Annotated in this window: 11 protein-coding genes; 8 read left to right on the top strand and 3 right to left on the bottom strand. The window is 45.6% G+C overall.

The features are described 5' to 3' along the window. Positions 1-83 precede the first annotated feature (83 nt). Positions 84-1,730: a S8 family serine peptidase gene (locus EPL05_RS05230; RefSeq protein ID WP_243837230.1), complete on the bottom strand. Its 1,647-nt coding sequence runs from the start codon at positions 1,728-1,730 to the stop codon at positions 84-86. A 25-nt stretch (positions 1,731-1,755) separates the two neighbouring features. Continuing rightward, positions 1,756-3,297, bottom strand: a complete 1,542-nt coding sequence (gene amaB, locus EPL05_RS05225) for an L-piperidine-6-carboxylate dehydrogenase (RefSeq protein WP_128532782.1) — start codon at positions 3,295-3,297, stop codon at positions 1,756-1,758. 236 nt (positions 3,298-3,533) lie between these two features. Between amaB and EPL05_RS05220 the strand changes: the two genes are divergently transcribed. Beyond that, on the top strand, positions 3,534-4,937 hold the full coding sequence (locus EPL05_RS05220) for a tetratricopeptide repeat protein (RefSeq protein WP_128532781.1): 1,404 nt from the start codon (positions 3,534-3,536) through the stop codon (positions 4,935-4,937). 135 nt (positions 4,938-5,072) lie between these two features. On the opposite strand, the gene EPL05_RS05215 is transcribed toward EPL05_RS05220, so the two are convergent. Then, positions 5,073-6,683 (bottom strand): DUF3943 domain-containing protein, encoded by a 1,611-nt coding sequence (locus EPL05_RS05215; protein WP_128532780.1) that lies wholly within the window; start codon positions 6,681-6,683, stop codon positions 5,073-5,075. Positions 6,684-6,876: 193 nt separating this feature from the next. On the opposite strand from EPL05_RS05215, the gene EPL05_RS05210 reads away from it, so the two are divergent. From EPL05_RS05210 to EPL05_RS05180, 7 genes are all read left to right on the top strand, one after another. Continuing rightward, positions 6,877-7,635, top strand: a complete 759-nt coding sequence (locus tag EPL05_RS05210; protein WP_128532778.1) for a phosphosulfolactate synthase — start codon at positions 6,877-6,879, stop codon at positions 7,633-7,635. A gap of 70 nt (positions 7,636-7,705) precedes the next feature. After that, positions 7,706-8,554: a hypothetical protein gene (locus EPL05_RS05205; RefSeq protein WP_128532776.1), complete on the top strand. Its 849-nt coding sequence runs from the start codon at positions 7,706-7,708 to the stop codon at positions 8,552-8,554. Between the two features lie 3 nt (positions 8,555-8,557). Further along, the gene (locus tag EPL05_RS05200; protein WP_128532774.1) at positions 8,558-8,737 is read left to right on the top strand and encodes a hypothetical protein; all 180 of its coding nucleotides are present in this window, start codon (positions 8,558-8,560) and stop codon (positions 8,735-8,737) included. 42 nt (positions 8,738-8,779) lie between these two features. Continuing rightward, positions 8,780-9,028, top strand: coding sequence for a hypothetical protein (locus tag EPL05_RS05195; protein ID WP_128532772.1), 249 nt, complete (start codon positions 8,780-8,782; stop codon positions 9,026-9,028). Between the two features lie 262 nt (positions 9,029-9,290). Beyond that, the gene (locus EPL05_RS05190) at positions 9,291-9,953 is read left to right on the top strand and encodes a sensor histidine kinase (protein WP_166727635.1); all 663 of its coding nucleotides are present in this window, start codon (positions 9,291-9,293) and stop codon (positions 9,951-9,953) included. Between the two features lie 3 nt (positions 9,954-9,956). Next, positions 9,957-10,583 carry a response regulator gene (locus tag EPL05_RS05185; RefSeq protein WP_128532768.1) on the top strand — a complete coding sequence of 209 codons (627 nt, stop codon included), beginning with the start codon at positions 9,957-9,959 and terminating at the stop codon, positions 10,581-10,583. 114 nt (positions 10,584-10,697) lie between these two features. Further along, on the top strand, positions 10,698-11,222 hold the full coding sequence (locus EPL05_RS05180; protein WP_128532766.1) for a hypothetical protein: 525 nt from the start codon (positions 10,698-10,700) through the stop codon (positions 11,220-11,222). Positions 11,223-11,261 lie beyond the last annotated feature (39 nt).

Raw genomic sequence — 11,261 nt, 5'->3', positions numbered from 1 at the left:
TTTTTTACTTTTTATCGCAGAGAATTATTACAAAAAAAAACCGGACCCACAAGGGACCGGTTTTTTATAGCGATGGGTGGAGATTATATCCCCGCTCGTTCGCCTTTTAATTTTGACGCAATAACCAATGCCTTGTAAGCATTCACTATACCGCCGGTTTTAGATAGGGTGGTGAAATCAACTTTCTCTTTTTCGCCCGGTTTAAGCACCATGGTGCCTTGCAATGGTGTGGCCGATTCCAGTATTACTTGCTTTACCTGTTTCGCGCTCAGGGTTGGATAGTACTCCAATACCAGCGCGGCAATACCCGCTGTAATTGGCGAAGAAAAGCTGGTGCCATCGGCGGTGTTAAACTCGGCATCTGTATCAACCATGGTAACTTTTACCCCGGGGGCAAATACATCTACGTTCTTTTTACCGTAGTTGCTGAAGGTGCCTGCCATGTTCTCATCCAGTTTTGCAGCTGATGCGCCTACACTGATCAAGTTATCGGCATCTTTAGCCGAGCCATCCTCAAATATGTCATTCGGAAATTCGGGTTTAGCGTCCATATCCAGGTTGTCGTTACCCGATGCCTGTATCAGCAGCACATCTTTAGATGCCGCGTATTTAAAGGCAGCGTCTACCCAGCCTTTATGTGGCGATAATTTTTTGCCGAAGCTCATGTTGATCACCTGCGCGCCGTTATCAACCGCATAACGTATCGCGTTAGCAATGTCTTTATCGTATTCATCACCATTTGGAACGGCTTTAATAGCCATTATCCGCACGTTATCCGCAACGCCATTTATACCGTAACCATTGTTGCGTACCGCCCCTATTAAGCTGGCTACACCCGTACCGTGCGATGCATCGGCAAATTTTACAATGTTGCTGCCGTATGGTTTGCCATCCTGTACATCCGGGTCATCGCCTACTATGCGTTTGCGGGCATCCAGATCCGGGTTAACATCGTTGTTCAATTTGGCAAGGTACTCGCTCAGGTCTGCAATGATCTTAGCATTGGTAGCGCTCCCGCCTTCCTGGTCAAAAACCGATTGCCAAACGTACTTGCTCTGGTTCAGCGTATCGTTGCTGGCTTTTATCCGCGCCAGGTCCTTAACGGTGAAAGAGGCATCTGTTTTTAAATTCAGCGCGCGTTTAATGTAGCCGCTGGTGGCCATTAAGGCGTTCATGGCAGGCTGCAATTGCGCAATTTCTTCTTTAGATTTTTTTACGGTAGTTTCAAAAGTAAGCTTCACCTTTTCCCAGTAAGCAAATTCTTTTTCGCTGCCCTTTGGCGCGCTTACTATAGTACCATATTTGCCTTTCAGCTTGTTATACTCGCGTACTTCTTCGGTAGTTTCGGTAAAATCGCATTTGCCGCCGGAGCCGCCCAGGAAATTCCAGCCATGAATATCATCTACGTAACCGTTATGGTCATCATCTATCCCATTGCCCGGGATCTCCTTGGCGTTGGTCCAAAGGATAGGTTTCAAATCGTTTTGGGCGGTATCAATGCCGCTATCTATAGTGGCCACTACCACTTGTTTGCTTTTTTTGCCAGCGACAAACAGGTAAGCTTGCTTTGCGCTGATGCCGAAAAAGCCATCGGTTTTAAGGTCCATCAAGTGCCAGGCCTTTGGTGGTTCGGGGGTAGCAACGGGTGCTACCTGCGCGAAGCCGCTATAGCTAAATAATACTGCGCTGCACAGAACCGCGCCCGAAAAAATTTTACCAAATTTGTGCATATTCAAAATACGGGGGTTAAAAATGTTAAAGGTCGAATTTGATCCCTTGTGCTAAAGGCAACGTTTTTGAGTAGTTAATAGTATTAGTTTGGCGCCTCATGTAAACTTTCCATGCATCCGAACCCGATTCGCGGCCGCCGCCGGTTTCTTTTTCCCCACCGAACGCGCCGCCAATTTCTGCCCCGGATGTGCCGATGTTTACGTTGGCAATACCGCAATCAGAACCCGCGTAGGATAAAAATGTTTCCGCTTCGCGCAAGTTGTTGGTCATGATGGCGGATGAAAGGCCCTGCGGAACCCCGTTTTGTAGGTCGATGGCTTCTTCGATGGTTTTGTATTTGATGAGGTATAATATCGGCGCAAAGGTTTCGTGCTGCACTATCTGGTAATGGTTCTCTACCTCGGCAATGCAAGGCTTTACGTAGCAGCCCGATGTGTAGGCATCGCCTTCCAGCTTGCCGCCTTCTACCACAAAATTACCGCCCTCGGCTTTGCATTTTTCTATGGAGGATAAATATAAGGCAACCGCATCCCGATCAATCAGCGGGCCCATGTGGTTGTTCTCGTTCAGCGGGTCGCCAATTTTTATTTGCGCGTAGGCGCTTACCAGTTTTTGTTTAAAAGCCTCGTAAACGTTCTCGTGGATAATTAATCTGCGGGTACTGGTACAACGCTGCCCTGCAGTACCCACCGCGCCAAATACTGCGCCGATGAGCGACATATCCAAGTCGGCATTCTCGGTGATGATGATAGCGTTATTACCACCAAGCTCCAGCAGGCTTTTGCCTAAACGTGCGCCAACGGCTGCGCTCACGGCCTTGCCCATACGGGTAGAACCGGTTGCCGATATTAGCGGTACGCGGGTATCATTAGCCATAGCTTCGCCAATCTCGCGGTCGCCTATTACCAGGCAACTTACGCCTTCTTCAATATTATTTGCTTTGAAAACCGTTTGCGCAATGTGCTGGCAGGCAATGGCCGTTAACGGTGTTTTTTCTGATGGCTTCCAGATGCACACATCGCCGCAAACCCAGGCCAGCATAGCATTCCAGCTCCAAACGGCTACCGGGAAGTTAAAGGCCGATATTACGCCTACAATGCCCAGCGGCTGGTACTGCTCGTACATGCGGTGTTCGGGACGTTCGCTGTGCATGGTAAGCCCGTACAGCTGGCGGCTCAGTCCCACCGCAAAATCGCAGATATCTATCATTTCCTGCACCTCACCGTAGCCTTCCTGCAGGCTTTTGCCCATCTCGTAGGATACCAAAGCACCCAACTCTTTTTTGTTCGCCCGCAGTTGCTCGCCTATCTGCCTAACTATTTCTCCACGCTTGGGGGCGGGGAGTGTGCGCCAGGTTTTAAAGGCCTTTGCGGCGGTCTCTACAACGCGGTCATAATCGGCCGTGGTAGCAAATTTTACCGCGGCGATCTTTTTTCCGTCAGTGGGTGAAAAAATGTCTTTTACCTCAGTATCAGGGCTGCTGCCCCAGTTGCTACCGGTGCTAAAGGCCTCGTTTATGTCGTTTATATGTAAATGATTTAGGATATCAGAAATTACTAAGCTCATAATTGTTACTTTTGTCAAAGGTAAAAATCTTTAGGGCAAATTAAATCAACCCGCAGCCCACCCGCTCAAATGCTTCCTATTTATTATCAGGCACTTGTATAAAAGGGCGTTGAGAATGTGTGTATGTTGAAAACTTATTTGTTTTAAAGCTGCTTATTGTTGTAATTTGAACACATGTTTTAAGCCTTGCGGGATTAAAACTTCCCAGGGGATTGTGTTCTGCAAAGTAAACTTGAATGGAAGAAGAATTTGAATTTGGTTTTACCGAAGATCCAAAGTTTTCGGTAGAACGCTACGAGGAAATGATCCGCAATCATGATCAGTACTTCTTTGATGCGCAGGCTTTTGAAAACATCATCGACTACTACATCGAAAAGAACGATCCGGCGAAAGCCTTGCAGGTATCAGAATATGCACGTAACCAACATCCCTTTGCGGCTGTGTTTTTAATAAAACAGGCGCAGCTGCTGGTGGTAACCAACCGGTCAACCGAGGCATTTGCCGCCCTGGATAAAGCTGCTATGCTGGAAGCCAGCGATGCCGATATTTATATTATCCGCGGTAACCTTTACGAGAGTATGGAACGCAACACCGAGGCTTTGGAGAACTACGAAAAAGCGCTTGACCTTGCCGAGGAAACCGACGAAATTTTACTGCATATTGCATACGTTTACCAAAATATGGGCGATTATGATACGGCTATAACTTACTTGAAACTGTGCCTTAAACAAAACATGGAAAACCAGGATGCTTTGTACGAACTGGCATTTTGTTACGATGTTTTGGATAACCAGCAGGAGAGCGTACAGTTTTACCAGCAGTATATTGATAACGAGCCGTACAGCTACGCCGCATGGTATAACCTCGGCAACGCTTATACCAAACTGAGCCTGTTTGAAAAAGCTATCGACGCTTACGATTACGCCATATTGATCAAAGACAGCTTTGCGTCAGCCTATTTTAACAAGGGTAACGCTTTGGTTAACCTGGAGAAATATGCCGAAGCGATAGATGTTTACCGTGAAACCTTTGAGTACGAACAACCCAATGCCGATACCTATTGCGCTATTGGCGAGTGTTACGAAAAGCTGGAGCAGATGGATGAGGCGCGGTCGTTCTACAAAAAATCGGTTAAGATGGATCCTAAACTGGCTGATGCCTGGTTTGGTATTGGTGTAACGCTCGATTTTGAAGAACGCTATTTTGAGGCCCTGCACTTTTACAAAAAAGCGCTGGATTTGGATATTGCCAATGCCGACTACTGGTTTGCCATTGCCGATGCCGAATACAAGTTGGGCCACATGCCCGAAGCAGAAGCCGCCTACGAAAAAGTAGTGGAGCTGAACCCACTTGATGTGGATGCCTGGCTGGATTATTCGTCGATACTTTACGAGCAGCAACGTTTGGTTACCGCTATAGAGATCATTTCGTCGGCTATAAAAAATAACCCCGAAGCAGCAGAGTTGTACTACCGCATGGTAGCCTATCTGTTTGCCAAAGGCGAATATAACGAGGCGCTTAACTTTTTAGAAATGGCGCTAACCTCTGATCCGGAAAAACATTACATCCTGTTTGATTACCTGCCACAACTGCAGGAGAACAAGGTGATAGTAGATATTATTAATAGGTATACGAAGTAGGTGTGCAGATATGCAAATTTCAGATGTGCAGATGAGAAAATCATCTGCACATTTTTCGTTTAACGGTAAACGAGTATTCCAACATCTGAAATCTGCACATCTTTCCACACATCTTTCCGCATCTGCGGAGATGAATTAATTATACCGGCCTTTACGCTGAGGATCCTCCAGGAATAGGGACAGGAATATCTTTTGTTCGGTTCTTGAGGAGTGGATCCCTGGTAGGTTTTGAAGATACCTGTCGTCGAAGTAGATGAAGTGTTCGAAACCGATGCTTAGGTTCTTCACTATCTGCACCGTTAGTCGGGGTTTTAATATGTTGATATTATTGTTGCCCGGTGTGCCCACAAAAGTGTGTAAAAAGTAATAGTAATAGGCGAAGGATGCGCTGACGTATTTACCTAATGTTAGGGTGCTTTCTATTTTGGTCTCAAATCCGTCGTTAAAAGTATAATCTCTTACCTGGCTCGTATCCGGCCCAAAACGATTGCTGTTACCGGCCAGTGGAACCAGCGCTACATGAGCGCTGGTATACAGGTTAATGTTTTTTGAAAAGGAATACTTGGTTATTGCACCACCACCAAAGCCAAGCGCGCCCAGTTCGAAGGTTTTATTATCCCAAAAATCATCATATTGAAATGCACCGTATAGTACCGAAAGCTTGCCGTAATGGGTATTACTGCCAAACAGTACGCCATAGCCGGTTAAATTATCGAGTAGTTTTCTACCAGATCCGAAACTAAGTTCTGTGCGGAGCCTGAAGAGGTCGAACGGTTTGCGGCTGCGTATCTCAAAAGGGTTGCCGTAATCCAGTTGAATATTAATCAGGGCTTCGGTTGGGCCCTTGCCAAAAACCGTTTGGTTATCCACGTTGATTTTATGAATGCCGGAGAAAAGCGTGATGTTAAGCGGTTCCTTTTGATATACTTCTTTATTGGTGTGCCGGAATGATTTACCTTGCAGCAAGCGGTTAAGCCCGCGCACCGGATCTATCAGGCCGGCTGCTATTTCCCTAAAAACGCGATTGCCGCCCCGGGTGCGATCATCCAATATGTTGGAGCTAAGCCGGTAAAAGATCTCTCCCAAAAAAGCGCCGTTCAGTGTGGTGTTTATAAGGTCGTTGTAAGAGGGGCGGGTAGTTTCGCCAAGATACTCCCACGCCAGGCTGCCGCCCACTGCAAACGGTATGGACTGGAAGTAGCCATACCCTTGCGAACGCGCCGAGTTAAAGTACATGGAACCGGTATATGGATGGCCAATAAAATTGATCCCAAAACGATCCGAATCCCATTCCCAGCCGTTCCTGAAATTGTAACCCCAGCTTGCCGGGCCGATGTGCGAAAATTCTGCATTGAGGATAAACCTATCTAACGACCAGGTGAAAACATTAACCCCTAAAACCTCAACAGCAGGCTTCCAAATAGGATATTTTTTGTTATACTGGATGTCGTCGTTCAGCAGATCGCCGTATTTGTTTTGAATGGTTGTATCAACAAACAGGCTTTTTTTGGGTTCGTTGTTGGTAGAGTCTTTTAGCAAATTGTCCTTAGCGGCTTTAATTTGTTTAAGCTGAAGGTTTGGGTCGCCTTTGCTCTTCTTTATGGTATCGGCCGGCGTTACTTTCTGGGCAAATAAGCCCGACGAAATAAAAGTAAATACACATAGCAGGATAAGGCTTTTGCTACGAACTAAAGCAGCAATAGCCACACGTATCGTAACCAATTGGGGGCAGTAGAGGTTCGACATGGTATTTTATTTAACATTGAACCGTGTAACGTAACAATTGTTTTACATTGAATTAATGAAGCGTAAGGCATCGCTATCGCAAAGTTGTATTAATCACGGGCAATATTAAATGCTTGCACATCTGCTTGCCAATCCCGACATTTGCTGCGTTAATACTTTTAGTTATAAGCTATAACTCAATACGCATCTGTACATGAACTATCATATAAACGATCTCCCGGAACGTACCGCTAAACCCCGCAACAAAGGCCTTACCATGGTGATGGATAAAGGGCTTAGCCTTCGCCAGGTGGAAGATTTTATTGAAATGGGCGCAGGTTATTCTGATCTGATAAAACTGGGCTGGGCAACCTCCTACGTATCGCCAAACCTGGACGCCAAGCTAAAGCTGTATAAAGATGCCGGGCTGCCGGTTTATTTTGGTGGGACACTGTTTGAGGCAATGATCGTTCGCGGTCAATTTGATGATTACTGCCGCATCCTGGATAAATACCAGATGGAGTACTGCGAGGTATCTGATGGCAGCATTACCATTGAGCATGATGAGAAATGCGAATACATCCGCAAGTTGAGCAAACAGATCACCGTAATATCTGAGGTGGGCTCTAAAGACGTTCAAAAGGTATTTGCCCCATACAAGTGGATAAAGCTGATGAATGCCGAGATTGAGGCAGGAAGCTGGAAGGTAATTGCCGAGGCGCGGGAAAGCGGCAACGTAGGCATCTACCGCGACTCGGGCGAAGTAAGGCAGGGACTGGTAGATGAGATCCTCACACAGATCCCCGAAGAAACCATCATTTGGGAGGCTCCCCAAAAAGCGCAGCAGGTATGGTTCATTAAGCTCATAGGTGCCAATGTAAGCTTAGGCAACATCGCCCCGGCAGATATTATCCCGCTGGAAACACTTCGCCTGGGGATCAGAAGCGATACGTTTGAGCACTTTTTGAAGTAGGAAGGTTTTTTTCATAAAACACTGATGGCCTGTGTATTTAACCATGCCTCTTTTATATAATTTAGATGGAATGAAATTTTACTTTACCTTATTCCTTTTCTTGATTGCCCTCAGTGCTCGCGCGCAAAAGTTTAAACCCGTAACAAAAAGGGACTCTATCAATCGCACTATCGGGTACGTAGCCAGTTGGGTTAAGTTGGATAAAACTACCTCGCTGCCAACGCTTATTAGGAAACTTGCCGGTCCCTGGGAATTTGTTGAAACAGGTAAAGGTTACTGGATTGGTTATACCGATGATATGTTTTCCATTGCCAATTATGGAGACGCGGCGGTGGAACCGTTATTAGCATTTTTAGATACCACCAAAAGCAGAATAGGGCGGATCGGTGTGGTGTATTCCCTGCACTTAATTGGAATTAATAGTTGTGTAGCGGGCCGCTTTATAGAAGAATTTCAAAGTACAAAGGCAAGGGCCGCTCTTTTGACGCATTTAAAAGATGATGACTTAGGCGAAACAATTATGCGTCTTTTGATAAGAGATCCGTGGTTATCAGATGTACCAAAACTGTTTGAAACAATGCGAAATGTTAATACTAACAACTGGTATATTGCAGGGGCATTGCCAAGGTATATAGGAACTGAACTTCCAATGCATCAGAAGGTTCTGGATGCAATAGGGCTACTTACAATTAAATTTCCTTTTGCTAATATGAATAATTTTAATGGGCCTTACGGTATTGAGATGCAAACCAGGGAGATGCTCCGTACTATGCAAAGTTTCGCAAATGTTAACGTAGAGGAAAGTTTGTTGAATGCTGAGATTTGGGGCGGTTCTATGTCATCCATCCGGAATTATGCCAGCAAGGATACAACGGGAACGTCAGTTCATGCTTTTTTGAGGACACTAACGAGAACCTGATTTATGGATTTGGGAAATAAAATTGGATATTATACAAGCGACGACAGGTTATATATATGCTCATCGGCTACTGCAAAAGCAAGGTTAAACGCGTGGTGGGATAAACAGTCCGAAAGCTACAAAAACCAATTTAATGATAATAAAGCAAATCCTAATTTAATTGGCGCAGGCTCTTTTTTTTAAACAACCCAATCCACCATGCGTTATTCTTAAAACAACATGACCATGAACGACCCGAAAGATAAAACATCCTCACCCCAACCAACCGACGACCCGAAAGTAGATGCCGCCGAGCAGGCGGTAGTAACCAATACCGAAGAAGGTAATAAAGTAGTAAATCAGGACAGCGCCGTTGCTGATATGGAAGGCACCACCGAAACGCTAAACGAATCTGAACCCACTACAGCCCTCAATGCCGACCGCAACATAACCAACAGCGAAGAAGCAAACGGCGATGAACCGGTTGTAAACTGATCGGATTGCATACCCATAGGTGCTGTGCTACCTACGTATAAATAAATACGTAATACTCGGTATATGCAGCAAGGTGTTATCCCCTACTTTTATAGGGGATAACACTCAATAGATGTATCAAATAATACCCCCCTTATTATTCATCCACCTACAAATAAATTATGGGCTTAGTGCTATCATCATAATTTGCTTTATATTTATTCTCTCCGTCGGGTTTGGGTACCTCTTTTATAATTATTATTTATTAAAACAACTGGTTGTTGTGCAAAATGCGGTTATTAAGCAGCAAATTGCAGCCACAACGGGCATTATACATGCGGAGGAGAACGAACGGCGGCGGATAGCGGGCGATTTGCATGACGGTGTGGGGCAACTGCTTTCGGCCACTAAAATGAACCTGGATGCTTTGCTGGAACGCCTTAGAGTTATAGCGCCGGAAAACCTGGAACTAACTACAAAAACTATTTTTATGGTTGATGAGGGATGCCGGGAAGTACGCGCCATTGCTCACCAGATGATGCCCAATGTATTGCTGAAGGCGGGCCTGGTGCCGGCCCTCCGCGATTTTGTGAATAAAATAGAATCGCGAAGTTTAAAAATTGTGCTGGAAGCGGTGGTTTTGGAAAAACAACTGAATAGTAATACAGAAATAGTACTTTACCGCGTGGTGCAAGAGGCCGTGAACAATGCGGTTAAACACGCCGGGGCGTCATTGCTGGATATTCAGCTAACGATAGACGGTGATGGCGTATCTGTTACGGTTGAAGATAACGGGCAGGGCTTTGACACCAGCAAACGTACAAAATTTGAAGGTCTGGGGCTTAAAAATATTGTCGCCCGGGTAACTTACTTAAAAGGAACTGTAGATATATCATCGTCGCCGGGGATGGGAACACTGGTGGCTATCCTAATACCTTTAACCTAAATTATGAGCGCAAAAAGTATTTTTATTGTAGACGATCACCAGATGGTAATTGATGGGCTAAAACTCATCATCAGCACCATCCCCGGGTTTCAAATTATTGGCGAAAGCACCAGTGCGGTGCGCGCTCTTGATATGCTGGCTACGACGAGCCCGGATATATTGCTTACCGATGTAAGCATGCCAGAAATGAGCGGCATAGAGTTTACCCGGCTGGTGAAAAAGAAGTACCCGCAGATAAAAGTGCTTGCCTTATCTATGTTTAGCGAGAGCCAGGTGGTTGCCGAGATGATTGACGCCGGCATCTCGGGCTACATCCTCAAAAATACAGGCAAGCAGGAATTGATAGAAGCATTGGGTAAGGTATCCATAGGAGAAAATTATTTTGGGCCCGATATTACCTTGCAACTGATGAAATCCTTTAAACGCAGCCAGGAGGAATCGCGCCTTACCGATAGGGAGATAGAGATCATCAGGATGATAGAGCAGGATTTTGGTAACAAGCGAATAGCCGATATGCTCTTCATCAGCGAGCGCACGGTGGAAACCCATCGTAAAAATATCCTCCGTAAAACCAATACGCAATCTGTTGTAGGGCTGCTTAAATACGCCTACGAGCGCAAGATCATTTAATTGCTTATGACCGCCTGCGTGTTACCACGTACTTAAATATGCCCATATAACGGGATTGTGCCGTACCCGTTTCTTCGCCAATTTTGTTTTATACAAACACCAAAACAAAACACGATGAAAAAGCTAAAAGGCGCAATTTTACTGGCAATGATAGTTGCAATTACAGGGATGTCTTCCTGCAAAAAAGATGGTACAAGCAACCCAACTGGCGTAGCCGCAACAGTTAAAGCAAGCAATTTTGGCTTTGACGGCACGGGGGCCACAACCTTTACCAGTACCGCGGCCGGCATGGTAAAAGTGGGCAACTTGTTAACTATTTCGGCTATTAAGGATGGCACCACCCAATCCATTAGTATTGTATTAAGCAACGTTACCGCCCCGGGTACTTTTAGTTTGTTGCAGGATAACGCAGATGGCAACGGCGCTATTATATCAAAAGACTACACCAAGCCTACCGATACCGCTTTAAACTACAGCACCGATAACGCCAGCAGCACCAGCGTAAAAGGCGGCGGCGAAGTGAAAATAACTTCGCTAACCAGCACAACTGCCGAGGGTACTTTTTATATTGTTGCGCACAATGCAGCGGGCAAAGATGCTTTTGCCGAGCAGGGTACGTTCACCGGCAAGCTGAATTAAGAACGTATTGTTAATAGTAATTATGTAAAACGCCCATGA

The organism is Mucilaginibacter gilvus (assembly GCF_004054195.1).
GTDB classification, from domain to species: Bacteria; Bacteroidota; Bacteroidia; order Sphingobacteriales; family Sphingobacteriaceae; genus Mucilaginibacter; species Mucilaginibacter gilvus.
The sequence above is the reverse complement of the archived record's forward strand: the minus strand, read 5'-3'. Positions and strand labels throughout refer to the sequence as shown.

Coding starts and splice junctions, on each gene's coding strand:
- EPL05_RS05195 (WP_128532772.1), top strand. CDS start 8,780: ATGAACGACCCGAAAGATAAAACATCCTCACCCCAACCAACCGACGAC.
- EPL05_RS05215 (WP_128532780.1), bottom strand. CDS start 6,683: ATGTCGAACCTCTACTGCCCCCAATTGGTTACGATACGTGTGGCTATT.
- amaB (WP_128532782.1), bottom strand. CDS start 3,297: ATGAGCTTAGTAATTTCTGATATCCTAAATCATTTACATATAAACGAC.
- EPL05_RS05210 (WP_128532778.1), top strand. CDS start 6,877: ATGAACTATCATATAAACGATCTCCCGGAACGTACCGCTAAACCCCGC.
- EPL05_RS05200 (WP_128532774.1), top strand. CDS start 8,558: ATGGATTTGGGAAATAAAATTGGATATTATACAAGCGACGACAGGTTA.
- EPL05_RS05205 (WP_128532776.1), top strand. CDS start 7,706: ATGAAATTTTACTTTACCTTATTCCTTTTCTTGATTGCCCTCAGTGCT.
- EPL05_RS05180 (WP_128532766.1), top strand. CDS start 10,698: ATGAAAAAGCTAAAAGGCGCAATTTTACTGGCAATGATAGTTGCAATT.
- EPL05_RS05185 (WP_128532768.1), top strand. CDS start 9,957: ATGAGCGCAAAAAGTATTTTTATTGTAGACGATCACCAGATGGTAATT.
- EPL05_RS05230 (WP_243837230.1), bottom strand. CDS start 1,730: ATGCACAAATTTGGTAAAATTTTTTCGGGCGCGGTTCTGTGCAGCGCA.
- EPL05_RS05220 (WP_128532781.1), top strand. CDS start 3,534: ATGGAAGAAGAATTTGAATTTGGTTTTACCGAAGATCCAAAGTTTTCG.